The organism is Paenibacillus sp. 79R4 (genome assembly GCF_013393165.1).
Taxonomy (GTDB): domain Bacteria; phylum Bacillota; class Bacilli; order Paenibacillales; family Paenibacillaceae; genus Fontibacillus.
Map to the genome: position 1 here is coordinate 84,504 of NZ_QJOT01000007.1, position 24,326 is coordinate 108,829.

Annotated in this window: 21 protein-coding genes and 3 riboswitches; of the genes, 14 read left to right on the forward strand and 7 right to left on the reverse strand. The window is 50.0% G+C overall.

What is annotated here, in order from left to right:
* Positions 1-3 precede the first annotated feature (3 nt).
* From DMN77_RS11550 to DMN77_RS11605, 12 genes are all read left to right on the forward strand, one after another.
* On the forward strand, positions 4-1,053 hold the full coding sequence (locus DMN77_RS11550; RefSeq protein WP_179015063.1) for an ABC transporter substrate-binding protein: 1,050 nt from the start codon (positions 4-6) through the stop codon (positions 1,051-1,053).
* A gap of 14 nt (positions 1,054-1,067) precedes the next feature.
* Entirely contained in the window at positions 1,068-1,844 is a 777-nt protein-coding gene (locus DMN77_RS11555; protein WP_068780077.1) for an ABC transporter ATP-binding protein, read from the forward strand.
* Positions 1,845-1,855: 11 nt separating this feature from the next.
* A complete protein-coding gene (locus tag DMN77_RS11560) occupies positions 1,856-2,632 on the forward strand; it encodes an ABC transporter permease (protein ID WP_179015064.1) in 777 nt (258 codons plus the stop codon).
* Positions 2,633-3,767: 1,135 nt separating this feature from the next.
* Positions 3,768-4,730 carry a TRM11 family SAM-dependent methyltransferase gene (locus DMN77_RS11565; protein WP_256872367.1) on the forward strand — a complete coding sequence of 321 codons (963 nt, stop codon included), beginning with the start codon at positions 3,768-3,770 and terminating at the stop codon, positions 4,728-4,730.
* Between the two features lie 132 nt (positions 4,731-4,862).
* A riboswitch (cobalamin riboswitch) is annotated at positions 4,863-5,072 on the forward strand.
* 394 nt (positions 5,073-5,466) lie between these two features.
* Positions 5,467-6,480: an ABC transporter substrate-binding protein gene (locus DMN77_RS11570; protein ID WP_256872358.1), complete on the forward strand. Its 1,014-nt coding sequence runs from the start codon at positions 5,467-5,469 to the stop codon at positions 6,478-6,480.
* Complete coding sequence (locus DMN77_RS11575; protein ID WP_068780081.1) at positions 6,477-7,523, forward strand: FecCD family ABC transporter permease; 1,047 nt, start codon at positions 6,477-6,479, stop codon at positions 7,521-7,523. Before DMN77_RS11570 ends, DMN77_RS11575 begins: the two co-directional genes overlap by 4 nt.
* A gap of 5 nt (positions 7,524-7,528) precedes the next feature.
* Positions 7,529-8,308 (forward strand): ABC transporter ATP-binding protein, encoded by a 780-nt coding sequence (locus DMN77_RS11580; RefSeq protein WP_372775847.1) that lies wholly within the window; start codon positions 7,529-7,531, stop codon positions 8,306-8,308.
* Between the two features lie 120 nt (positions 8,309-8,428).
* On the forward strand, positions 8,429-9,508 hold the full coding sequence (cobT, locus tag DMN77_RS11585; RefSeq protein WP_068780083.1) for a nicotinate-nucleotide--dimethylbenzimidazole phosphoribosyltransferase: 1,080 nt from the start codon (positions 8,429-8,431) through the stop codon (positions 9,506-9,508).
* Complete coding sequence (gene cobU, locus DMN77_RS11590) at positions 9,505-10,098, forward strand: bifunctional adenosylcobinamide kinase/adenosylcobinamide-phosphate guanylyltransferase (protein ID WP_179015069.1); 594 nt, start codon at positions 9,505-9,507, stop codon at positions 10,096-10,098. The genes cobT and cobU overlap by 4 nt, the downstream gene beginning before the upstream one ends.
* A complete protein-coding gene (gene cobS / locus DMN77_RS11595; protein ID WP_068780085.1) occupies positions 10,095-10,901 on the forward strand; it encodes an adenosylcobinamide-GDP ribazoletransferase in 807 nt (268 codons plus the stop codon). The genes cobU and cobS overlap by 4 nt, the downstream gene beginning before the upstream one ends.
* A gap of 116 nt (positions 10,902-11,017) precedes the next feature.
* Complete coding sequence (locus tag DMN77_RS11600; protein ID WP_179015263.1) at positions 11,018-12,634, forward strand: cobyric acid synthase; 1,617 nt, start codon at positions 11,018-11,020, stop codon at positions 12,632-12,634.
* A 28-nt stretch (positions 12,635-12,662) separates the two neighbouring features.
* A riboswitch (cyclic di-AMP (ydaO/yuaA leader) is annotated at positions 12,663-12,803 on the forward strand.
* Between the two features lie 182 nt (positions 12,804-12,985).
* Positions 12,986-14,125 (forward strand): KamA family radical SAM protein, encoded by a 1,140-nt coding sequence (locus tag DMN77_RS11605; protein ID WP_179015071.1) that lies wholly within the window; start codon positions 12,986-12,988, stop codon positions 14,123-14,125.
* Between the two features lie 77 nt (positions 14,126-14,202).
* Here the strand turns inward: DMN77_RS11605 and DMN77_RS11610 are convergent, their stop codons facing one another.
* Positions 14,203-15,891, reverse strand: coding sequence for a methyl-accepting chemotaxis protein (locus DMN77_RS11610; protein ID WP_068780087.1), 1,689 nt, complete (start codon positions 15,889-15,891; stop codon positions 14,203-14,205).
* Positions 15,892-16,234: 343 nt separating this feature from the next.
* On the opposite strand from DMN77_RS11610, the gene DMN77_RS11615 reads away from it, so the two are divergent.
* Positions 16,235-16,936 carry a queuosine precursor transporter gene (locus tag DMN77_RS11615; protein ID WP_179015072.1) on the forward strand — a complete coding sequence of 234 codons (702 nt, stop codon included), beginning with the start codon at positions 16,235-16,237 and terminating at the stop codon, positions 16,934-16,936.
* An 81-nt stretch (positions 16,937-17,017) separates the two neighbouring features.
* Here DMN77_RS11615 and DMN77_RS11620 read toward each other — a convergent pair whose 3' ends face one another.
* Positions 17,018-18,106 (reverse strand): M24 family metallopeptidase, encoded by a 1,089-nt coding sequence (locus tag DMN77_RS11620; protein WP_179015074.1) that lies wholly within the window; start codon positions 18,104-18,106, stop codon positions 17,018-17,020.
* Between the two features lie 808 nt (positions 18,107-18,914).
* Between DMN77_RS11620 and DMN77_RS11625 the strand changes: the two genes are divergently transcribed.
* Positions 18,915-20,441 carry an MDR family MFS transporter gene (locus tag DMN77_RS11625; RefSeq protein ID WP_179015265.1) on the forward strand — a complete coding sequence of 509 codons (1,527 nt, stop codon included), beginning with the start codon at positions 18,915-18,917 and terminating at the stop codon, positions 20,439-20,441.
* A gap of 114 nt (positions 20,442-20,555) precedes the next feature.
* Here the strand turns inward: DMN77_RS11625 and DMN77_RS11630 are convergent, their stop codons facing one another.
* From DMN77_RS11630 to queC, 5 genes are all read right to left on the reverse strand, one after another.
* Positions 20,556-21,539: a 2-hydroxyacid dehydrogenase gene (locus tag DMN77_RS11630; RefSeq protein WP_179015076.1), complete on the reverse strand. Its 984-nt coding sequence runs from the start codon at positions 21,537-21,539 to the stop codon at positions 20,556-20,558.
* 115 nt (positions 21,540-21,654) lie between these two features.
* Entirely contained in the window at positions 21,655-22,152 is a 498-nt protein-coding gene (gene queF / locus DMN77_RS11635) for a preQ(1) synthase (RefSeq protein ID WP_179015077.1), read from the reverse strand.
* A gap of 71 nt (positions 22,153-22,223) precedes the next feature.
* The gene (gene queE / locus DMN77_RS11640; protein ID WP_179015079.1) at positions 22,224-22,967 is read right to left on the reverse strand and encodes a 7-carboxy-7-deazaguanine synthase QueE; all 744 of its coding nucleotides are present in this window, start codon (positions 22,965-22,967) and stop codon (positions 22,224-22,226) included.
* Positions 22,967-23,455 (reverse strand): 6-carboxytetrahydropterin synthase QueD, encoded by a 489-nt coding sequence (gene queD, locus DMN77_RS11645; protein ID WP_068780093.1) that lies wholly within the window; start codon positions 23,453-23,455, stop codon positions 22,967-22,969. The genes queE and queD overlap by 1 nt, the downstream gene beginning before the upstream one ends.
* On the reverse strand, positions 23,452-24,120 hold the full coding sequence (gene queC / locus DMN77_RS11650) for a 7-cyano-7-deazaguanine synthase QueC (RefSeq protein WP_179015086.1): 669 nt from the start codon (positions 24,118-24,120) through the stop codon (positions 23,452-23,454). Before queC ends, queD begins: the two co-directional genes overlap by 4 nt.
* Positions 24,121-24,259: 139 nt before the next feature.
* Positions 24,260-24,303: riboswitch (PreQ1 riboswitch) on the reverse strand.
* Positions 24,304-24,326: the final 23 nt, after the last annotated feature.

The following is a 24,326-nucleotide window of genomic DNA, read 5'->3' on the forward strand; positions in this document are numbered from 1 at the left end:
GCTATGCGGTTACAACGAAATATAGGAACAGGCATAATCTATAGTCTTATTCTGCTGCTTCTGCTCAACCTGCTCGCAGGCTGCGCTGCAAATCGTGGGGGAACAGCGGCAAAAGCGGGTGCAGCCTCGGAAAAGAGCGATGGCGAGGTGGCTGTGAAGCTGAATATTGCTGATATTTCAACAAATCCGGTGTTCCGGGTGGCGGTACATCAAGGATTTTTGGAGAAGTATGGAATCAAAGCTGAGCTTGTTAATTTTGCAACACCGGCAGAAGGAATCAATTCATTGTTTATTAAGCAGGCGGATATCGGCTGGGGGGCGGATTATCCTATTCTGAACGCCGTAAGCAAGGGAGAATATACGATCATCGCTTCGACGGGCACTTCCACCGACAAGAACGCCGCTCAATGGAAGCTATTCGTACGCGATGAAATCCAGCAGCCTGAGCAATTAAAAGGGAAAGCTTTAAGCTTTTTGCGAGGCACATTTATTTCTTATTTATGGGATGAGTATTTGGCAGAGCATGGGATTGAGATCAAGGAGACGAAGCTGGTCGGACAGGGCGGCTCAGATGAGTCCTATATCGCGCTAAAGAAGGGCGAGGTCGATGCGGTCTGGGTCAGCGGCGCGGCGATGACGCAAAAATTTTCGGAGCTGGAGGGAGTGCACCAGTTGACGGATATGTCACAGACCGGAGTGCGAATCGGCAGTCAGATTATTGTCCCGAATTCGCTTATTATTCAGCATCCGGATAAGGTGAAGGGGTTCCTGCTGGCGCTTGATGAATCCTCCCGATATATTAAGGAGCATCCGGACGAAGTAGCGGATTTGCTATACAAAGAAGTGAAGCAGCCCAAGGAATCAACGCTGAAGGATCTATCGGTGACGAACTGGGAAGTAAACTTTACGCAGCAGGCCTATGAGAGTCTGGAGCGGCAGAAAAAATATATGGTCGAAAATAGCATTATCCAGCAAGATTTCAATCTGACGGATAAGATCGATTTGCAGTTTTTACGGGAGGCATTGCCGGATCGCGAAGCTTACACGCCTTAAGGAGGGATTTGAGTATGTCCGCAGCCAAGCCGATTCATACCATAACGATCGAGCAACTGAATAAGAGCTATAACGAAGGCGGTATCGGGGAGCTTCATTACATTATCAAGGATGTAAATCTTGTAATTCGCGGCGGTGAATTTTTTATATTACTTGGCCCAAGCGGGTGCGGCAAATCTACATTGCTGAACATGATAGCCGGATTCGTCTCTAAGACGGGCGGAAGCCTGCGGGTCGGGGGCAAGGATATTCACAAGCCGGACCGCGATCGCGCGGTTGTGTTCCAACAGGCGGATTCTTCGTTGTTCCCTTGGTTAACCGTGCGGCAAAATATCGAATTTGGCCTGAAGATGAAAAAGGTGCCCCCGCAGAAGCGCCGGGAAATTAGTGATTACTATACCGGGCTTGTAGGGTTGAACGGTCATAGTGACAAGTTCCCGAAGGAACTGTCGGGCGGGATGAAGCAGCGGGTCCAGCTGGCCCGCGTACTCGCCAATGATCCCGAGATTCTGCTTATGGATGAGCCCTTCGGTGCACTTGATGCGATGACGCGTCGCACGATGCAAAAAGAGCTTGTCCGAATCTGGCAGCAGACGAACAAGACGATTGTATTCGTGACCCATGATATTCAGGAAGCAATTTTGCTCGGCGGAAGGATTGGCATCATGTCGCCGGGACCCTCCTCGCACATCTCGCAGATTTACGAGATTCCGCTCTCTTATCCACGCGATGTGACTGCTGCGGAATTTTATGAATATTACCATCTGATTCAGTCGCATTTCGAGGAATAGGAGGGAGATATATGCGCAAATGGAGAAGTAAAGGCATTAGCCTCCTGTTGATTTGGATATTCGCTCTGGCGGCCTGGGAAACGGGCTCACTGCTGTACGGCCCGGAGGTGATCCCTGGTCCGCTTGATACGGCGGCTGGGGCCCGGGAGCTGCTGCAGGACGGGTCGCTTTTGCAATATATCGGCATCAGCTTTTACCGGGTATTTACAGGCTGGGCGCTTGGCAGCTTAATCGCGATTCCACTGGGCCTGCTTATTGGGAAGGTTGCAGCGATCCGTTCCTTCGCAGAACCTTTTCTCAATTTTATCCGGTTCATTCCGCCGATCGCTTTTATTACTTTGTTCCTCGTCTGGTTCGGAATCGGCGAGCAATCCAAGATCGCTCTGATTCTATATGCGACTCTATTTATCGTCATTATGAACACCTTGACCGGGGTGCTGGCCGTTGAAGAGGATAAGATCCGCGCAGCCCGCAGTATGGGGGCATCCGAATGGCAGATCGTCCGCTATGTCATCATTCCGGCAACCGCGCCGTATATGTTCACCGGTGTACGCCTAGCCATGGGCACCTCCTATATGGCCATTGTCGGGGCAGAGATGATTGCCTCGAACGAAGGCGTAGGCTTCCTGATCTGGAACTCGCGCTTATTCTTCCGGACAGACTGGATTTTCGTTGGTCTGATCAGTCTGGGCCTGATGGGCTTTATAACCGATCGCCTGTTTGGCCTGTTCGGCCGCAAAGTGCTGGGTCGTTATGGCGTGATCAGCTTAGCGCCTGTGCGCCGATAGGCAGATATTTATAGAAGAGTTATAAGAAGAGGTCTCGTAACTTGCGTTACGCGGCCTCTTCTTATGCGTCTATGGAGTCCTTTTTCGCACTGCGCGCAGGGGACTGCGCGCGGTCCTTTGCTGCATGACGGTGGTCGGTCGACCCCACGGTTTGCCTTATCAGCTTATTGGATTAGCTGTTGGGTGTTATCTGTTGAGTTATTAGCTTTTGGGCCGTTAGATTGCTGGGCGGTAGGGCAGCAGGGCTGTGGGACTGTTGGCTTGTTGAATCTATAAATTTATGGATGGTTGGCCTGTCGGATCGCTGGATCGTTAGACTATCGGCTTGTGGGCTGGTTGGATCATTGATTTGTTAGATTGTTGAATTGATAGATTGTAGGACTGCCGGTTAGTTGGTTAATTGAATTGATAGATTGCAGGACTGTTGGTTAGTTGGTTAGTTGACTTGTTGGCTTGTTAGATAGTCGGATTGCTGACTTGTTGGGTTGTGGGATTGTCGGACTGCTGGTTGTCGGATATCAGATTGTTCTAACGGAACTCACAGCCTCTATTTCCCCTAATTTGACCCCTATTAAATTGTAACGGAAAGGGGTTCCGCTATTTGTTGATAAAACAATCAATTTCGTAGAAATTCCCCCTAATAAGGTCGCTCATTTCCGTTAGATTTTCTAAAATCGCTTTTTTGTTCAAATAGCGCACCTCATTTCCGTTAGGTTCTTAGGACAAAGAGCAGATACTCAAGGAACCACCTAATATATGCGCTCAACTACGATTATCTTATCGAGATTCGAAGGTTACAGCGTATGAGGCCATCGCGGAGGCAGGTTATAGATTTTAACAATGTACAGATACCTATGATCGATCTCATACATGAGCCCTGTTTACAGCTTATCTTATTAAAATTCAAGAGTTACAGTGTATGAGGCTCTTGCAAGGGAAATCCAGCCTTTAACAAGGAGAAGAAACCTATGGACGACCTTATAAGTGCGCTCAATTACGATTATCTTATCGAGATTCGAATGTTACAGCGTATGAGGCCATCGCGGGTTAGTCTCTAGCTTTTCTTTTTGCGGGGAAAAGGGGTATGATGGTGCTCTGAGGAATTCAATTGGTCAAAAGAGGAATGAGAGATTTGATGCAGCAAATGGAGAGTTCCAGCCGATATATTTACCCTTTTGCCTGTCATGAGACAGAGCGTGATCTGTGCAGGATGGAGCTTCAGGCGCTATTTGGATATGCTGTTGATCCTGTTGGACCGTATCCATTTGTGGATACGTCCATTGTAATCGATCCGAGCCGCAGTCCTTATCTGTCGCTGAGGATGGATGTATGGATTAGCGAGGTTTCTTGGGAGGAACTGCTGCGGCAGGCAGCTGAGCTGGAGCTTCAGGATAGGACATTTAAAGTAAAATATATCAAAAATGGTGATCCGCGCAGCTTTGACGAGCAGCGGCAGATGGAGCGTCAGGTTGGGAGTGTGATTCGCGGCAAGGCGGAGATGCGTACGCCGGATCTGATCTATGGCTTGCTCTCTCATCACGGGCGCTGGACGCTGGGGGTCTGTCATCCGGCACGTTCAGTCTGGCTGGAGCATAAGCATAAGCCGCAAAATTACTCGACAGGACTCAGCACCGCAGTTGCTCGCGCATTAGTTAATATCGCGGCTCCTCAACCGGATGGCTTGCGGTTGATCGATCCCTGCTGCGGCATGGGCAATGTGCTGATCGAGGCGTTGTCGATGGGGATCGACATGGTCGGTCGGGATATTAATCCGCTGGCGATTAAGGGCGCACGTGTGAATTTGCACCATTTTGGCTATGAGTCGAAAGGCTTGGTAGAGATCGGTGATATGAACGACATAACTGAACATTACGACGCCGCGGTTCTTGATATGCCCTATAATCTCTGTTCGGTGCTTCCACGAGATGAACGGATTAGGATGCTTACGAGTCTGAAGCGAATTAGCATCCGTTCGGTGATTGTCTCTTCAGAGCCGCTTGAGGAGGAGATTCGCGAGGCCGGTCTGACGGTAATGGATCAAGGGAAAATCTTGAAAGGTTCATTTATTCGCAATGTATGGCTGTGCAGGAGCGAGTGAGGGGGGTTAAGGCCATCTTAATGCAGAATTGCTGCAGTAGATAGAGCTATATGAACGGCTCTGGATATTGTGTTCAATCTTCTTTTCCCCTATAATCCAATAGAGAAGATAGCCTTGCTTCGAGCTGATTAATTGAATAAAAATACTTGCTGGTCCTGAGTTAGCGGCGCATGACGCCATACGCTCGGGTGAAAAGGGAAGCCGGTGCAAGTCCGGCGCGGTCCCGCCACTGTAAACAGGAACGAAGCCTAATTTGCCACTGTCAGCGCTCAAGTTGATGGGAAGGCGGGCTTCAAGTCTTAACCTGTAAGTCAGGAGACCTGCCGCGAGTATATGAGACGGTCCTTCGAGGAAAGGATGGCGTTCTGCTAAGCTAAAGATGCTGATCTGCGTATGGAGGTTACTTGTTCTGTCCGGATCAGACATAATACTTTGTAGACGTAACCCATCCTATCGGATCGGGTTTTCTTTTTGTTGTAGTAGTTTCAAAAAGTCCGCTTTTGATCAGAAATTAAAAAATCCTGCCGGAAGCAGGAGCCTCGGTGCTGAAAGGCGACCTTTTTGAACACCACTTGCAAGGACTCCAAGCATAAGCAATGGCGTGCAAGAACAAAAGCAAGAACAAAAGCAAGAACAAAAGCAAGAACAAAAGCAAGAACAAAAGCAAGAACAAAAGCAAGAACAAAAGCAAGAACAAAAGCAAGAACAAAAAATTATTCAAAAGGAGAGGGAAAACTTGAAGAACTGGAGAAAAATATGGGCGGCCGCCCTACTGACGCTCGTCATTATGGTCGTTGCAGGATGTGGCACCAATGATTCAACGAATAATGCTGCGAACGGGGCGGCAAATAACAGCACGAATCAGGCTGTTGAACAGAGCAACAATAGCGGAAATGCAGGGGAAGCACAGCATACGGCCTACCCGCTTACGGTAAAGGATGATTTCGGCACGGAGGTTACATTTGACGCGGCTCCGCAGAAGATTGTCTCCTTGTCTCCTTCGGAAACGGAAGGTTTGTTCGCAATCGGTCTGGACGAGCAGATTGTCGGCGTCTCCGATAATGATGATTACCCGGAAGCCGCGTTGTCCAAGCCGAAGATGGGCGGCTTCCAAGTTAATGTAGAATCCGTTGTAGCGGCTGAACCGGATCTTGTCGTTGTAACAGGGACGATGATCAAGGAAGAGACGATCAAGAGCTTGACTGATCTCGGGATTAAAGTATTTAAATCCAATCCGAAGACAGTGAATAACGTAATGGACCATATTAAGATGATTGGACAAATTACGGATCATCAAGCTGAGGCGGAGCAAGTTGTAAAGCAGATGCAGGATGAGCTGAACCAAGTAACAGAAGCCGTAAAATCGGTTAAAGAAGAAGATAAGAAAAAAGTATATATCGAGTTCTCGCCAGGCTGGACTGTTGGTAAAGGCGAGTTTATGGACGAGATGATTACGCTCGCCGGAGGCGTTAACGTTGCTTCCGATATAGAAGGCTGGAGCCAGATCAACGAAGAGAATATCATCAAGGCAAATCCTGATGTGATTCTGTATGCCAAGAGCGTAATTGAAAATGACAAGACCTTGGCCGAGATTGTAAAAGGACGCAGCGGCTGGGATCAAATTACGGCTGTGAAAAATGATCAGGTTATCGGACTGGATGATAATTTGCTTAGCCGTCCGGGCCCACGCGTAACGCAAGGACTGATTGAAGTGGCCAAAGCGATCTATCCGGAATTGATGCAGCCATGAGGACGAAGCTGGCCGGATACGGAATCATAGGTCTTGCTTTGCTCGCAATCACCGTCTTGATCTGTATCGGGGTTGGCTCGGTATATTTGCCGGCCGGAGAGATTATCGCCATTCTCGCGCATCATATTCCGTGGGTTGGCGATCATATTACTCCGGATTGGAGCATGGCTTCTGAACAGATTGTTATGAAGGTTCGCCTTCCGCGAGTGATGCTGGGCCTGCTGGTCGGCGCTTCGCTCGCGGTAGCGGGCTCTGCTTTTCAGGGAGTACTGCGCAATCCGCTCTCCGATCCATTTACACTTGGCGTGTCATCGGGCTCAGCGCTAGGGGCCGCAGTATTAATCTTTCTTGGCTGGCAGTACTCCGTAATCGGAGTGTTCACACTGCCGGCTGTTGCATTTTTAACAGGATCTTTAACGTTATGGATCGTGATGTGGCTGGCTCGGGAGAACGGGAAAATACCGATCGAGAATTTGATTCTATCAGGCGTTGTGATGCAGTCTTTCCTCGGGGCTGTCGTCTCCTTTCTGACAGCGATGTCGAAGAAGACGGTGAATGAAATTTTATATTGGACGATGGGCTCCTTAAGCTTGCGAGGATGGTCGTATACGGCCATCCTGCTGCCATATTTGGCGCTGGGGTTCATTTATCTCTGGAGTCGGGCCAGGACGCTGAATTTGCTCGCGCTTGGCGAGCGACAAGCCACCCATACGGGACTCAATGTGGAATTTACCAAGTTATCGGTGTTGTTCGTGGCCACGCTGCTCACGGCAGCGGCTGTCTCGGTATCCGGAGTGATTGGCTTTGTCGGCCTGGTCGTACCGCATATTATTCGCCTGATTACGGGTCCTGATTATCGCCTGATTATTCCGCTCTCCGCGCTTGGCGGGGGCATCTTCATGATGTGGAGCGATCTGGCAGCGCGTTCGCTGCTGGCGCCAATCGAGATACCGTTGGGAATTGTCACAGCCTTCGTAGGGGCGCCTTTCTTCGCTTACTTGCTGTATCGCAAGAAGAAGGAAAGAGAGGTGGAGATGCGTTGATTGAAGTGCGGCATATTGATAAATCATATGGAAGTTTGTCCGTACTTGAGGATATAAACTGGCGGGTCCAACGCGGGCAGTTCTGGGGCATCATCGGTCCAAATGGCAGCGGGAAATCAACGTTGATCAGCCTCTTGTCCGGAGTAGAGAAGCCGAACCGCGGCGAGATCAGCCTGGATGGCAGGCTGATTGCCGAATACGGGCGCAAGGAGCTGTCGCGCAAGCTGGCGGTTTTGCAGCAGGATGGGCTTCCGGCAGTAGCCTATCCTGTCCGGGAAGTGATTGAGATGGGGCGGTTTCCGTTCCAGAATTGGCGCGGCAGAGAAGATAGTGAAGCCGCTCGGCAACTAATGGACGGTATTATGGATAAGCTTGAGCTGAATGCTCTGGCTCATCGGCCGCTTCATGTATTAAGCGGCGGACAGCGGCAGCGGGTGGCCTTGGGCAAAGTGATGGCCCAGCAGCCTGAGATCGTCCTGCTCGATGAGCCAACGACTTATCTGGATATCCGACATCAGACACAGTTTATGGAGCTGGTCGCCAGCTGGCAGCGTGAAGCGGGCTTGACGGTCGTATCGGTCATGCATGATCTCAATCTGGCCGCGCTGTATTGCGACCATTTGCTTGTGCTTCATCAGGGGAAAATTGTGTCAGAAGGTTCACCTGCGGAAATTATTAATTCTGAATTGATTGAAGCGGTATTTCAGGTGCAGTCTCATATCGTTGCTCACCCCGATCACGGAGAGCCCCAGTTATTGCTGCGTAAGGAAACTAGTAGTGAATGATAGAGCATCTAAACTGGTGAACAGGTCATCGCTAGTTCATATTTTGCAGCAGGATCTTGCAATATTAGTGATATAGTTATGGTATAGTCGCATATCACGCATCAGGAAGGGGATATACACATGAATCATTTAATCGCACAAGTTATCGATAAAATCTCAGCTCCGGACGAGGCTGCTTCAGCAGCTGCGGCAGAGCATCTCGATCAGTTAACCAAGCCGCCGGGGAGCCTCGGGAAGCTGGAGAATCTGGCCGTGAAGCTAGCGGGAATTACCGGGAAGGTACATCCCGATTTATCCAAGCGTTCTGTCATCGTTATGGCTGCTGATCATGGTGTGTGCGAGGAAGGCATCAGTGCTTTTCCAGCGGAGGTAACTCCGCAGATGGTACATAACTTCCTGGCCGGTGGAGCAGCAGTGAATGTGCTGGCTCGTCAAGCCGGAGCCGAGGTGATGTGCGTGGACATCGGAGTAAATGCCAAATTGTCACACCCGGAGCTTGTTATGAAGAAGATCCGCTATGGGACAGCGAATATGGCCAAAGGTCCGGCGATGAGCCGTGAGGAAGCGGAAGCGGCCGTACTGGCGGGAATCGATACGGTGGAGGCGGCAGTAGCCAACGGATCAAGATTGTTCGTGACCGGCGAGATGGGGATCGGTAATACCACGGCCAGTGCGGCAGTGATGAGCGTGTTGACCGGAAAATCGCCGCAGGAATGCGTTGGCCGGGGAACGGGTCTTAATGACGAACGCCTTCAGCATAAGATTGCTGTCGTCCAGAAGGCAATTGATGTTAACCAGCCGGATATGAACGATCCGCTGGATGTACTATCCAAGATTGGCGGGCTCGAAATCGCCGGCCTGACCGGGGTGATTCTGGCTGCCGCTGCCCACCATTGTCCGGTCGTCATTGACGGATTTATCTCCAGTGCAGCGGCATTAATTGCGCAGCGCCTTGCCCCAGAGGCTGCGCATTATATGATCGCCTCGCATGCTTCGCATGAACAGGGGCATGAGCAGCTGCTTGGTGAGCTGGGGCTTGCCCCGATGCTGCATCTGGACATGCGATTGGGCGAAGGGACTGGCGGCGTATTGGCGCTGCATCTGATTGATGCGATCTGCCGTGTAATGTCGGAGATGGCGACCTTCGAGAGTGCCGGGGTTTCTACAGGCGAAGGGACTGGGCCGGAGGCATCCGTATGATCATTACGGTGACCGGCGGGGCGCGAAGCGGCAAGAGCTCTTTTGCCGAGAAATGGTGCATGAAACAGGCGGAGCGAGGGATTTATATTGCTACGGCACAAGCATTCGACGATGAGATGCGGGAGCGAATCAGGCTGCATCAGAGCGTCCGGGTGGACAGCGGTTTTGCTTGGGAGACGAAGGAAGAGCCGCTGCGGCTTGCCGCGCTGTTATGCGAGTTGGCTCAGTCGAACGATCGCAGTTCTTCCTCGATCAATGAGCCTGTGGCAGACGAACCTGTTGTATTGGTGGATTGTCTCACATTATGGCTCTCTAATATATTGCTCGCATATGGCGACGGGCGGGAGGTGGAGCAGCAGGTACTGGATGAGATCGAACGATTAGCTTCGGTCGTCTCGTCCTATTCCGGCAATCTGGTACTAGTGACGAATGAGGTCGGGGATGGCATCGTGCCTGAATACCGTCTGGGTCGAGTCTACCGGGACTTGTCTGGAATTATGAATCGCAAAATGGCTGAGATTTCGCAGCAAGTATTTCTCGTCACTGCGGGAATTCCCATTGAACTCAAGAGCAGGGAGTATCGATTATGAGACAACAAGGACGGCCAATTTTGGCCGCTTTTCAATTTCTATCGCGTTTTCCGGTGCGAGCCGAGCTTGATTTTACACCGGAGTTGCTGAAGAGGAGCGCCAAATATTATCCGCTCGTCGGCGCGGCGATCGGCATTGTTATTTGGATCATCGGTGTGCTGGCTAGCCTGGCGCTGCCTGTACTGCCGGTCTCGGTCCTTCTGCTGATCGCTTGGGTCTGGCTGACCGGAGGATTGCATTTGGATGGCTGGATGGATTCTGCCGATGCGTTCCTGAGCTATCGTCCCCGTGAGAAAATGCTGGAGATTATGAAGGACAGCCGAGTTGGAGCGATGGGTGTGCTAGCCTGTGTGCTGCTGCTGCTCTTGAAAATGTCGCTGCTTGCCACACTGCTGAGCCGCGGACTGTATGTATCGGGAGCAGCCATAATGACGGCTCCTGTATGGAGCCGCTGGTTCATGGCGCTGGCGATGCGCCATTGGCCGACCGCGCGCGGCGGGGAAGGATTGGCCGGACGATTCCGGGGGCAAAGTGTCCGGGATACGCTGCTTGCGACTTTACTGGCTCTGGTGCTATCGGCAGGACTGCTTCTGCTGGCCGCCGTGCCGCAATGGGGAGATCTGAATATGATCAGCCCAATGATCTATTATGCTCTTGCTCCTTTATTAGCTTGGGGCGTCGGTTCCTGGATGGCGAGCCGGATGAGTGCAAGGCTGGGTGGCTTGACGGGCGATACCTACGGCGCAATCAATGAAGGGCTGGAGGCGGTATTGCTACTGCTCGCCTGCTTGCTTTTTCAATGAGTGAAGTGGAGGTTTGATCGATGAGGCAAGAGGATTTAGGAAGAGAGCAAGTTGCTATAAAGGAAAAAGATACAAAGCGGAATTGCGGAGATTCCAGCCATCGGGGCGCTGTGCTGATGCTGCAGGGAACGGCTTCTGATGTAGGCAAGAGTGTCATCGTGACTGCCTTATGCCGAATTTTCGTTCAAGACGGACTCAGGACGGCGCCCTATAAATCGCAGAATATGGCGCTAAATTCCTATGTTACCGCCGATGGCCGGGAGATTGGGCGCGCACAGGGCGTGCAGGCTGAAGCCTGTGGAATCGAGGCGACAACGGATATGAATCCCGTCCTGATTAAGCCGACGGGAGATATGCACTCGCAGATCGTTGTTCACGGCAAGCCTTATCAGCATCTGAGCGCGATGAAATATCGCGAGGAGTTCCTGCCCGTGGCCCGGCCGATCGTGATGGAGGCTCTGAACCGACTGAGGGATGAATACGATCTCGTTGTGCTGGAAGGTGCGGGAAGTCCGGCGGAGATCAATTTGAAGCAGCGTGATATCGTTAATATGAATCTGGCTGGATGGGCGGAAGCTCCGGTTATTTTGATCGGCGATATCGATCGCGGCGGGGTGTTTGCATTTCTGGTCGGAACACTCGAATTGCTGGAGCCTGAAGAGAGAGCCCGGGTGAAGGGCTTCATCATTAATAAATTCAGAGGCGATCTGGAGCTGCTTCGGCCAGGGTTGGATTGGCTGGAACAGCGGACAGGCATCCCCGTCCTCGGAGTGCTGCCCTTCTTGCCGGATTTGGAGATCGAGGCTGAGGATTCAGTCATTCTCGACTCCTACGCTTCGGTACCTAAGCAGGGCCGCGATATCGATATTGCCGTGATTCGTTATCCGCGTATTTCCAACTTTACGGACTTCGACATGCTGGACGCAGAGCCGGATGTGTCTGTGCGTTATGTCCAGCGAGCGGCGGAGCTAGGAGAGCCGGATGTAATCATCCTTCCGGGCTCCAAGGATACGATCAGCGATTTGGCATTTCTACGGGAACAGGGGCTGGATGGGGCAATTGAGCAGCATCTGGAGCGCAGCGCTCATTCGCAACTGGTCGGTATTTGTGGCGGTTACCAGATGCTTGGGGATGCACTGCTTGATCCGGAGGCTGTTGAATCCGGCAAGGTGAAGCGATCCCGTGGACTTGGCTGGCTGCCGCTGACAACGACGTTTCTCCCTGGCAAAAAAACAATCCGCACCACAGGACATGTTCTACCTGATGCCTCGCTCCGCCTTTATTCAACGGAGCCCGTTATCCCCGTTGGCGGCTACGAAATTCACTCCGGGGAGACGGTATACTCAAGTCAGGCTGGGTTTGGTTTAGAGTCATCGAACTCTGACACCGTAGCGAACTCACACGGTACAACAGGAAGTATAGATAACAGGGAGAAAGAAGCAATGTCCTTATTCCTGGTTGAAAGCGCTGATGGAGGGGAACGCACGGAGGGCGTCTGCCGTGTGGATGGGCGAGTGTTTGGTACGTATTTACACGGTCTTTTCAATAGTGATGAGTATCGCCGGGCTTGGTTGGATGGCATTAGACAAGCCAAAGGGCTGGAGCCTCTGGCTGCGACATTTTCCGCTGCGGCCAGGCGTGAGAGGGCGTTTGACCGACTTGCCGATCATGTAAGAGGCCATCTGGATATGGATCAAATATATGAAATTGCGGGCCTTCCAAAGAATCCTTAGTTTTGACATACGCTTACATTTGTAATACGATAAATATACGCTTAATTTTCGAATGGTAAAGTCGAAAAGCGGGGGAACCATTTTTTGGGGCGAATCGTTGTAAATACACGTAGGGAACCATCTTTCCCGAGTCCGTCAGCTAACCTCGTCAGCAGTGGATGGGTCATCATTTATACCGCTTTGCAATGACCCTGTTACGGGTCTTTTTGCGTTTATGAATCTTTAAATTGTAAGCAATATGACCCGTTATTACTCGGCATCTAATGCCTTGCGCTGCACTGTCATCTTTGGTTTCCATGCTTCTTCTTTACGAATCGGCGATGTTGTTTGAGATAAAGGAGGAGATGGTGTATGGCAAGCCCGAAGTACATTACAAATATCGATAGGGTGACGCAGCTATCCCAGGCGGAACGGGAGCAATTGCGTCCGATTACTGACAAATTCGTGTTCCGGGTAAATGATTATTATTTGAACCTGATTGACTGGGACGATCCTAAGGATCCGATTCGTAAGCTAGTGATTCCGAATACGGGGGAACTGCGCGAATATGGGCGCTGGGATGCTTCTGACGAGGATACGAATTATGTCGTACCCGGCTGTCAGCATAAGTACCGGACAACGGCGCTTCTAATCGTCTCTGAGGTATGCGGCGCTTATTGCCGCTACTGCTTCCGCAAGCGGTTATTCCGCAATGATGTGAAGGAAGCGATGGCTGATGTCACGCCGGGGATTGAATATATCTCCAGGCATCCTGAGATCAACAATGTGTTATTGACGGGCGGGGACAGTCTGATCCTTGCGACCTCCAAGCTGCGCATTATCCTCGAACGGCTACGGGCGATCGATCATGTGAAGATCATCCGGCTTGGCTCGAAGATCCCTGTGTTCAATCCGATGAGGATCTATGAAGATCCTGATCTATTGCAGTTGATCTCTGAATTCTCCTCAGCGGAGAAGCGCATTTATGTAATGGCGCATATTAATCATCCGCGGGAGATTACGGCGGAAGCGCGCAAATGCTTCGAGGCACTGCATAAAGCTGGAGCCATCGTTGTGAATCAGACGCCGATCCTGAAGGGAATTAATGATGATGAGAAGGTGCTTGGGGAACTGCTCGACAAATTGTCCTGGGCAGGCGTGACGCCTTATTATTTCTTCATCAACCGCCCGGTCGCCGGCAACTCCGATTTTGTGATTCCGCTGCAGCGGGCCTATCAACTGGTGGAAGGGGCTAAGGCCCGTACTTCCGGTCTGGGCAAGCGCGTTCGCTTATCGATGAGCCATACATCCGGCAAAATCGAAATATTGGCGATCGAGCACGGAATGGCGTACTTGAAATATCATCAATCCCGTGAGGATGAATATGGGAAGTTCATGGTGCTTGAATGTCCGGAGGATGCAGCCTGGTTTGATGATCTTCCCGGTAATGAATCGTATTGGAAAAGACCCGAGAAGAAGCTGGCCGAGGCTGTCTCGGTGAATGAACTGTAAGAGGCAGGTAGGTCTTTAACCAAGAAGAACCGCTGGAATATTAATTCCGGCGGTTCTTCTTGGTTTACTGATCTCATTTAAACTTTGAATTTATCTACAGCCTCGCTTAAGGAAAGAGCATGGCGGTGGAGCTGTTCAATCGCTCCTACATGGTTCTTCATTTCCTCGATTTGTCGGCTGGTGTTGTTGGAGATTTCTTCGATGCTAAGAAGGGATTTCCCGGTTATATTAGCCGATTCTTCAACAGAGGCGGTGACTTCCTCCGTGCTGGCCGAGATTTCCTCGGTTGCCGCCGAGACGGATTGAACGCTGGAGTTAATCTCCGAGATCAGCTCGGTCAAATGGCTGAACGCCAGCTCTGCCTGATTCACTTGCTCCGTACCGGAACTAATCTCACGGGTGGCACGCTGCATCGTCTGCATCGAGCTTACAGTCTCTTCCTGGATGCTTAGCAAGTATTCGCTGATCTTCGTTGTGGCATCCCTCGTCTGTTCAGCAAGCAGGCGAATTTCTTCGGCGACGACGGAGAAGCCTTTGCCATGCTCTCCAGCCCGTGCTGCTTCAATCGCTGCATTCAGCGCCAGGATATGAACCTGTTTTGTAATACTTGAGATCAAATCTACGACTTGAATGATGGATGAAGCACGTTCGTTCAGAGTTGAAATATGCGTGAGCAGCGCTGCGGCGGCCTGCTCGACAAGCTGCATCTGACCGGTTGCCGATTTGGCCAGCTCATTCCCGTTGTCAGCTTCATCTGAAGCTTGACCGATGCGTTCCGTCACTTCAGCCGAGGAGCCGGCGATATGCTGAATTCCTAACGAGATTTCTTCCATCGCACGGGCATTTTCTGCGGCGGCTCCGGCGATGATGGTGCTGCCTTTCTCAATTTCCTGCATCGAATTGCCGGAATGCTCGATCAAATTCTGGAAGGTATTCACAGATTGATAGATCTGATCGGAGCCCTGGATCACCCCGTGGGAGCTATTTTGAACCTTGGTGATCATTTCCTTTAGCTCGGTAATCATCGTTTGGAAGCTGGCCGAGAGCTCCGCGATCTCATCGCGTCCCGTAATAGTAATCTGTTGGGTTAAATCTCCCTGCGCCATTTGTCTGGTTACTGCCGCCAAATTCTTGATCGGCTTGATAATGCGTTTGCTGTTCACATAAGCTGCGATCAGCGCCAGCACAATGACAAGGGCAGCGATCACGATTCCGGTCCATAGAATCTGATCTTCCTTCTGCTTGATAAAGTTTGCATCCATACCTACAGCCAGAACAGCCGTGCTGCCGGACAGGCGGATATAGGCCGTTTTGTGCACGCCGTATTGATCGCTGTACAGCTCGCTGACGCTCAGTTTGCCAGGATCTTGTACTTTCATCGCTTCATGGATCTCAAGCTCGTCTCCAACCTTCATGATCGAATCTTTATTGATTCCGATTACGATTGCCTTATCTTCTTGGACATCGAGAAGATAAGCGGTATGCAGATGGAATTCCTCAACCTTCTTGCTGAGGTAAGACTCAACGGCAAAGCGGGAATTTTCGTTGCCTTTAATAAGCTGAAGAGCCTGTGAATTATCAAGTCCTTTGTAAATATCCCTGGAGCTTGTATGCAGAACCTCATCGAATTGAGGAAGTACATTCTCGTCAATAATACTCATGGCAATAAAATAGAAGGTTGTGCTGAATAAAATGGATGACAGGATTGTGATGACCGCAAAAGTCAGCATAAATTTGCGACCAATGGAGTGATTAAATTTTCGCATTGATATCCCCCTGAGTTTCTATTAATCTAGTTCTTAATACCTATTTATGTATGATGCATTAGAATAAAAGACATATAAAGGTATTGTAAGATAAAATGAAACATTTAAACAATGATATTATTTATTTTTTTATTGATAGCGATTTCATTGTTTCGAGATAGTGAATTTTAGCCGTTTCCCGGGCCTGTTTTATTGATTAAAAACAAACTTTTTGTACAACTCTATAATGGAAGAAATAATAGGGTGGCAACTTGCGAAAAGCTATGTTATCGTAGAAAATGCTGATTTGAATATCAGCCGCGGTTCGTAACCATCCCGCGTAACCAAAACTAGGAGGCATGTTATGTTTAACTTTTTCTGGGGCCTTATATATATGCTCATAAATCTCACCTTCTTCCTGATCTGTTATCGCTGGTTCGGCAAGAAGGGATTATATGCCTGGATCGGGGTTGCCACGGTTATCGCCAATATTCAAGTCGTTAAGACGATTGACATGTTCGGCATTGTGATGACACTTGGCAATACAATGTATGTAAGCCTGTATTTGACGAGTGATTTGCTAAATGAGAAGTATGGGCGTCAAGAGGCCAAGAAGGCGGTATGGTTCGGCTTCTTCACGCTGATTATGACGACGATTCTGATGCAGATGGTTCTTGTGTTCCAGCCGCAGCCAGGTGATCTGGCGCAAGCTTCGCTTAAGACGATCTTCGGGTTGATGCCAAGATTGGCGCTGGGCAGCTTGACCGCTTATTTCATCAGTCAGTTTCTCGATATCCGCTTGTATTCTTGGATTCGCCGTTTCTATCCTTTGCGCAATCAGCTCTGGATTCGGAACAACGGAAGCACGATGATCAGTTCCTTTGTCGATACGTTGATCTTCTGTTCAATTGCCTTTATTGGTAAATACAGCTTTGACGTATGGCTCGAAATTCTGTTCACTACTTATATAATAAAATTTGCACTGACCGCGGTGGGTACGCCTTTTCTGTACATTGCACGCAACTTCCATCCGGACGGTGAGCCGGAACTCGATCAAGTGAAATAATAGCCAAAAAACCTCCAGGGCCGCATTCGCGCGTTCTGGAGGTTTTGTTGTTGACTAGAGCACGATGTTGCTTATGGCAGATTAGTCGATAAAGGTGAGCTGCTTCGGAAATTGGGTCAGCACGTCAACGCCGGCTTCGGTAACCAGCACATCGTCTTCAATCCGGACGCCGGCGATCCCGGGAACATAGATACCAGGCTCGACGGTAAATACGTTGCCAGCGGAGAGCGTGAGTTCATTTAATCCGTGCACGGAGGGGAATTCATGAACATCGATGCCGAGTCCATGACCAAGGCGATGCAGGAAATATTCCCCGTAACCCGCCTCGGTAATCAAGTCTCGGGCTGCTTTATCGATCGAGGCGAAAGTAACGCCGGGACGAATGTGGGCAATTGCCGCTTCATTGGCGGCAAGTACGGTATTGTAGATCCGGGTCTGTTCGTCCGTGATCTCTCCATAGGCGAAGGTGCGAGTAATGTCCGAAGCGTAGCCGTCTGCGTAGACGCCGATATCGAACATAACCAGATCGCCGCGGCGCAGCTGTCTTTTGCCTGGAACTCCGTGTGGCAGTGCGGCATTCTCACCGAATAATACCATCGAATCGAAGGAAGGACCGTCTGCCCCCAGCTTGCGAATCTGGTATTCGACCTCAGCTACCATCTCATTCTCGGACACGCCTTCCTTCACCTGCTTGAGCGCCGCCTGCAATACCTGCTCGATCAGGGAAATGGCGTGGCGCAGCTTCGCGACTTCCTCAGGAGACTTATGCATCCGCAGCTCACGCAGCCAAGGGCCGACATCGAAGCTTGACGAGAAGGAGAGGGCTTCTTGCAGCGCTTCATAGCGGGCCATGGACAGATTTTCTTTCTCAAGACCCAATGTTCCGATCTTGCCTTGTACCTTTGCTGCTAATATCTGATAAGGATTATCGGTATCCTGATGCGTGATAATATCGGTAATATCCGCCGCCGCACAGGCGGCTTCTTCATCGAGGGCCGGAACGAGCAGGAATGGCTCATGGCCAGTCTGCAATATGGCTCCCAGAAATCTCTCATGGGGGTCGCTCAGAAAGCCCGTTAAGTAATATACATGTTTGGGATCCGTAATGAGCATGGTATCGATCCCGGATTGCTTCATATTTTCTTCAAGTCCGGACCATTTAGCGTTCATAAGTATTTGATACTTCCTTTCTGAGATAACTATTAAGAGGTAATTCAAAAATTCCACTTTGGATAAGGAAACCGATCGGGGCAAATTCAAGGCTGAGCGATCGCGATTCAGGGCAGGTATTCTTCCGAGATAGAATTTCTTCAACTCCGTGGATATTCATAAAACCTATATCTAACACGAAGTAACACGGAGAACCTATTCACCATCGAAGCTTGACTTGAATTCAACCGGGCCTAAGCGAATGCTGACGAGTCCTGTTTCCTCCAGTTATTATTATAGGCCAATTGAGTCATTAACGATAGTTGGCTGGAAGGGACCAGCGCCGAATAAAGAAGATGCTCAGGATAGTATCCCAAGCATCTTTTCTAAATATCTATGGATGAAGCCGTCGTTTTTCCTTGTCGGAAACATTCGTACGATTTGATGGATGAGCGGGGCAACGGCTGCGGAAGGCCAGAAGCAAAGAATCTATAATGCAGCTGTTCTTCTTGGAAGGACCTATTCTTATAATGAAGAACTTTGTTCTTCTGCGCTTATGATGTTTCTTGCGAAGCCCGCGGATATACGGGTATTGAATAACAACTTTGATAATAAAATTAGGGAGAAAGACAACTGCCGATGATCCGGATTGTTCAGCTATCGACAGTGGAGCCCTTCTCCTTTTTAATGAGGAATAGAGAATTCCCTAATGAACGTTGAACTTTTCAGGAGATAAAGGAATGTTGATTGAAAGTTATTTACATTTGCTGTATTCCTACATACAATGAGATTGTTATTCAAATTTTAGTTATTGGGAGGTTGCAAAGTGATCGCTGAGAGAAAGGACAAGACCAAGTTCATATTGTTCGGCTTGCTGCTCGGCATTCTAATGTCAGCCATGGACAATACGATCGTAACAACGGCGATGGGAACGATCGTCTCCGAGCTAGGCGGGATGGATCAGTTCGTATGGGTCACCTCCGCATATATGGTAGCAGTTATGGCAGGGACGCCGATCTTTGGCAAGCTGTCTGATATGTACGGACGGAAACGGTTTTTTATTTTTGGCATCGTAACGTTTATTGTCGGTTCAGTATTATGCGGAATTGCAACGAGTATCGTTCAACTCAGTATTTTCCGGGCGATTCAGGGGATTGGCGGCGGTGCGCTGATGCCGATAGCTTTTACAATTATTTACGATATTTTTCCGATTGAGAAGCGTGGCAAAATGACGGGCCTGATGGGGGCTGTATTCGGCACATCGAGTATATTCGGTCCGCTGCTGGGTGCGTTCATTACAGATCATCTCGGCTGGAACTGGGTATTTTATATTAATGTGCCTATCGGGATTGTCGCTCTCGGCTTGATTATTGTGTTCTATCATGAGTCGCTGACGCATGAGAAACAACGGATCGACTGGGGCGGGGCGTTTACGCTGGTCGGCGCTGTCATCTGCTTGATGTTTGCTCTTGAACTGGGCGGAGAGAAATATGCCTGGAGTTCCGTGGAAATTATTAGCCTGTTTGCCGGATTCGCAGTATTGTTCGCTGCCTTCCTGCTAGTGGAGGTGCGGGCCAAGGAGCCGGTTATTTCGTTCTCCATGTTCAAAATTCCATTGTATGCTACAAGCTGCTTGCTTGCGCTGTTCTATGGCAGTGTATTTATTATTGCCACGGTATATATTCCAATCTATGTGCAAGGGGTGTACGGCGGAACGGCGACCAATTCAGGGATTATTCTGATGCCGATGATGCTGGGTTCTGTATTTGGCAGTATGCTGGGCGGGATTTTAACCTCGAAAATGTCCTACCGCAGTGTAATGATGATTTCTGTGGTGTTCTTCTTAGGGGGGATATTTGCCCTGAGCACGCTAACTGGTGATTCCTCGCGTACTCTGTTGACCATATACAGTATTTTAACCGGGTTCGGGGTAGGTTTCTCGTTCTCTGTGCTTGGGATGGCTGCGGTTCATCACTTTGATGCCCGGCAGCGCGGGGCTGCTACCTCAACGAACTCATTCCTGAGATCGCTTGGTATGACGCTGGGCATTACGATCTTCGGGATCGTTCAGCGCAATCTGCTGGCCAATAATATGATCGAGGCGTTTGCAGGGATGGGGCAGTCCGGACAGAGCTTTGGAGATACGAGAGATATGTTAAGTCCTGAGAAGAGGGCTTTAATTCCAGCCCCGATATTGGAAAAAATAACCGGAGCATTGTCTTCATCGATCGCCCATACCTTCCTGTGGGCCTTGATTCCTACTGCATTATCCGTTGTTGTCGTCATTCTTATGCCGAAGGATCGGATTAAGCCCAAAGCGGTGCAAGCTGCTGAGGTTTCGAAACAGCATGTGTAGATCAAAGAAAGAGTAGCCCGCCTGGCTGTTGCCCCTGATCGAGCTCCAGTAGCTGAATCGACAGGGGCGCAGAAAAAGGCGGGCTTTTTATTTTACGGTGATTGTTAGAGCTGGTTATGATTCGTATAGATGCTGCAGCTCTTTTACTAATTGGGACGGCTTTCTTCCATAGAGGGCATCCACTAAATTCCGCGCTGCAAGCATCCCCATTTCCAGCCTGGTTTGCGAGGTAGCTGAGCCGATATGCGGCAGAACCACAACTTGATCTATCGTAAGCAGCGGGTTATTCGGGTCGACCGGCTCCTGCTCGAATACGTCCAGACCTGCACCGAAGATTTGCTTCTGGCGAAGGGCGTTAATCAAGGCGGCCTCATCTACTGTAGCTCCACGGGAGGCGTTGATAAATACAGCGGATGGCTTCATCATGGCGAATTCGCGTTCACCGATGTAGTGCCTGGTCTCCGGAGTTAACGGGGTCATCAGTACGATAAAATCGGACTCGCGCAGCAGTTCTTCTTTGGAACGATAGGCCGCATCCAAGGCTTGTTCAACAGCAGGCTTAGGATGACGATTATGATATAAAATGTTCATGCCAAATCCCCATTTGCCCCGCTGAGCTACCGCTTGTCCGATATTTCCCATGCCGATGATGCCTAATGTTTTGTGATGAACATCTATACCAAAAATATTCTCATCGTCCTTGCTGGACCAATGTCCGGCTCTAACATAGCGATCTAGTTCAGGGACACGGCGTGCTACAGACAGCATCAGGGAGAGGATTAAGTCAGCAACCGTATCATCAAGCACTTTCGGTGTGTTGGTTCCAACAATTTTACGTTCCCGCATCGCTTCCAGATCGAAATTGTTATAGCCGACGCTGATATTACTGACCGCTTTTAACTTTGGAGAGTGTTCCAGCAGTTCTTGATCGATTCGCGTTCCAGAGGTTAATAATCCTTCACAATCTGCCAGTTGCTCAAATAAGTACTCACGTGGGATGGGTTCCAAGCGATCCCATTTTTTGTAGCGGAAGTGCTCCGCAATATAACTTTCGACCTCGACGGGGATTTTTCTGGCGATATAGATTTGCGGTAACATAGATGGACCTCCTGTATCTGAGTTATATAATTCTTATTGTAACAAAAAAGAGGCTTCGAGAGCCTCTTTGAAGCTGAGAAACCTTGTACTTTAGTACAAGGCGGGTGCTGTTTGCTTAACGGTTATCAACTTTCTCCGGGTACATATCATGATTCATCAGTCGGTGCTCGGCCATCGCTTCATATTTCGTCCCTGGACGACCGTAGTTGCAGTATGGGTCGATGGAAATGCCGCCCCGCGGGGTGAATTTTCCCCATACCTCAATATATTTGGGCTCCATCAGCTTGATCAGATCATTCATAATGATGTTGACGCAATCCTCATGGAAATCACCGTGGTTGCGGAAGCTGAACAGGTACAGCTTGAGCGATTTGCTCTCAACCATTTTCAGGTCGGGCATGTAGCTGATATAGATCGTAGCGAAATCAGGCTGCCCAGTAATGGGGCAGAGGCTCGTGAATTCCGGACAGTTGAATTTTACAAAATAATCGCGGTACGGGTGCTTGTTATCGAAGCTCTCCAAAATTTCTGGTGTATAGGTCATGGGGTAGTTAACAGCTTGATTACCCAGCAGGGTGACATCCTGCAGTTCTTCTTGTTGTCTTCCTGACATAGAGGTATCCTCCTTAAAATATGAGTCATAGAATAAAGCATAATACGATCCGTAGTGGGCGGCGTTTAACCTTAGACTCCGCGTTTGTTGCCCCATACCAAGGCATGCAGCTGCGGCAGTACCCTGACGTCATTAAGCTCTGATGAGTTCATGACACGATCGATCAGATGCTCATAGCGCTCTAGCAAATCGCTGGCATGGTTCTGAGTATCCATGCGGCGTACGTCGGGATTGCCGACTTGTATATACATAGGTATATCAAAATAACGCTGATGTACCGCTGTGGCATAATTCAGATCAAGATCGTCGAATACGACCACCTTCAGACTCATACTATAGGAGGCAGGGCGATGGTGAAGTTTATTCACAATCTCGTCCAGCCTCGACCAGTCCGTCTCCATTCCGGAGCTTGGCGGCTTCGGGGAGAGGGTGACTTGTTCCACCTCGCCCAGCCAATCCTGCCAGCGTGAGCCTTGGGTTTCTATCGCTAGCGTAATACCCTGTTGATGGAGCAATTCAACTAGAGACTGCAGCTGCGGAAGCAGAACCGGGTTGCCGCCAGACAGCGTGACATGAGAGAAGCGTTCTTGCCCAATCTGTTGCAGTTCTGCCCAGATCTCCGCCGCCGTTATCAGCCGGATCGACTCCTTGGCACTTCCGTCCCAAGTGAAGGCTGAGTCGCACCAACTGCAATGGTAGTCACAGCCGGCAGTGCGCACGAACATCGTCTTCTGACCAATGACCATCCCCTCGCCTTGAACGGTTGGTCCAAAGATCTCCAGAACAGGAATCCGGGACTTTTTCACTGTGCTCATCAATACATCCACTCCCGTCTGGCCTCAGCATAGCTCGTTCCCGTCTCGTACAGCCGGACGAATTCTGTACGTCCGCCGAGAACGGAAGAACGATAGGCACCCGATTGCAGGGCGTTCTCCATCCGTTCAAACAACCAGACCACCATATTCTCGGCTGTCGTGTTCATTAACGGCAGCGTCTCATTTAAATAGCGGTGATCGAGGAAACCCTCGATCTCTTCCTTCCAGATCGTCTTGATCGCTCCGAAATCGACGGTAATGCCGATATCATTGGGGATGCCGCTGATGCCAAAGACCACTTTATAGGTATGTCCATGCAGGTTCTTGCATTTGCCTTCATAGGCATGCAGATGATGGGCAGCATCGAAGGTGAATTCCTTGCTCACTAATACGCGGCGCTGGTGGTATCGAAGCTGTTCATGCTGTATATCCTGTTCATATTTTTGCAGGCGGTCTACAATCCGAAATTCTCCAGGGGAGCGGCTCATAAAGACATCTCCCCTTGGCGCATTTCCAGGTATTTCTCCAGGCCGGATCTTCTTAGCTTGCAGGCGGGGCACATTCCGCAGCCGTCGCCGATGATTCCGTTGTAACAGGTTAATGTGCGTTCTCTGACAAATTCAAAAGCTCCCAGCTCATCGGCCAGCTTCCAGGTCTCGGCCTTATCGATCCACATCAGCGGGGTGTGGATGACGAAGTTGTAGTCCATAGCCAGGTTAAGTGTGACATTAAGCGACTTCACGAAGGAATCCCGGCAATCGGGGTATCCGCTGAAATCCGTCTCACATACACCGGTAACGAGATGCCGGGCGGAACGGCCCTTGGCGAACACAGCTGCAAAGCTCAGGAAGAGATGGTTGCGCCCTTCGACAAAAGTGCTTGGCAGCTCGCCTTCCTCTTGAACGATCGGCATGTCGCTGTTCGTGGGCGAGTTCTGCGTAATTTGACCCAGCAGACTCATGTCGAGGACGGTCAGCTTCACGCCCAGTTCGGCGGCGATTGCTTTGGCGCATTCGATCTCCAGCTTATGGCGCTGGCCGTAGTCGAAGGTGATGGCCTCCACTTCACGGAATTGCTGCAGGGCCCAGAATAGGCAGGTAGTGCTGTCTTGGCCGCCGCTGAAGACGACGACCGCTTTTTCATTTTTGAGCATAAAAAAACCTCTCATTCTCCTTAAATTTGTCATCGGAAGAAAGAGAGTTCTTGAACTGTATTAGCGTTTGCTCAAAAAGCCGGAGCTTTTTGAACAACCTCTATTACAAAAAACAAGCCCATGCGAAATAGAAGGCAGGGCGCCATTAGTTTTTTATAGAGGGAGTTCGCGAACCTCTCTCATGCAGCGTCTGCATGAACTTCTTC

Excerpts from the sequence above, each read along its gene's own strand:
- DMN77_RS11550 (WP_179015063.1), top strand. The coding sequence starts at position 4 with ATGCGGTTACAACGAAATATAGGAACAGGCATAATCTATAGTCTTATT.
- DMN77_RS11555 (WP_068780077.1), top strand. The coding sequence starts at position 1,068 with ATGTCCGCAGCCAAGCCGATTCATACCATAACGATCGAGCAACTGAAT.
- DMN77_RS11560 (WP_179015064.1), top strand. The coding sequence starts at position 1,856 with ATGCGCAAATGGAGAAGTAAAGGCATTAGCCTCCTGTTGATTTGGATA.
- DMN77_RS11565 (WP_256872367.1), top strand. The coding sequence starts at position 3,768 with ATGCAGCAAATGGAGAGTTCCAGCCGATATATTTACCCTTTTGCCTGT.
- DMN77_RS11575 (WP_068780081.1), top strand. The coding sequence starts at position 6,477 with ATGAGGACGAAGCTGGCCGGATACGGAATCATAGGTCTTGCTTTGCTC.
- cobT (WP_068780083.1), top strand. The coding sequence starts at position 8,429 with ATGAATCATTTAATCGCACAAGTTATCGATAAAATCTCAGCTCCGGAC.
- cobU (WP_179015069.1), top strand. The coding sequence starts at position 9,505 with ATGATCATTACGGTGACCGGCGGGGCGCGAAGCGGCAAGAGCTCTTTT.
- cobS (WP_068780085.1), top strand. The coding sequence starts at position 10,095 with ATGAGACAACAAGGACGGCCAATTTTGGCCGCTTTTCAATTTCTATCG.
- DMN77_RS11600 (WP_179015263.1), top strand. The coding sequence starts at position 11,018 with ATGCTGCAGGGAACGGCTTCTGATGTAGGCAAGAGTGTCATCGTGACT.
- DMN77_RS11605 (WP_179015071.1), top strand. The coding sequence starts at position 12,986 with ATGGCAAGCCCGAAGTACATTACAAATATCGATAGGGTGACGCAGCTA.
- DMN77_RS11610 (WP_068780087.1), bottom strand. The coding sequence starts at position 15,891 with ATGCGAAAATTTAATCACTCCATTGGTCGCAAATTTATGCTGACTTTT.
- DMN77_RS11615 (WP_179015072.1), top strand. The coding sequence starts at position 16,235 with ATGTTTAACTTTTTCTGGGGCCTTATATATATGCTCATAAATCTCACC.
- DMN77_RS11620 (WP_179015074.1), bottom strand. The coding sequence starts at position 18,106 with ATGAACGCTAAATGGTCCGGACTTGAAGAAAATATGAAGCAATCCGGG.
- DMN77_RS11630 (WP_179015076.1), bottom strand. The coding sequence starts at position 21,539 with ATGTTACCGCAAATCTATATCGCCAGAAAAATCCCCGTCGAGGTCGAA.
- queF (WP_179015077.1), bottom strand. The coding sequence starts at position 22,152 with ATGTCAGGAAGACAACAAGAAGAACTGCAGGATGTCACCCTGCTGGGT.
- queE (WP_179015079.1), bottom strand. The coding sequence starts at position 22,967 with ATGAGCACAGTGAAAAAGTCCCGGATTCCTGTTCTGGAGATCTTTGGA.
- queD (WP_068780093.1), bottom strand. The coding sequence starts at position 23,455 with ATGAGCCGCTCCCCTGGAGAATTTCGGATTGTAGACCGCCTGCAAAAA.
- queC (WP_179015086.1), bottom strand. The coding sequence starts at position 24,120 with ATGCTCAAAAATGAAAAAGCGGTCGTCGTCTTCAGCGGCGGCCAAGAC.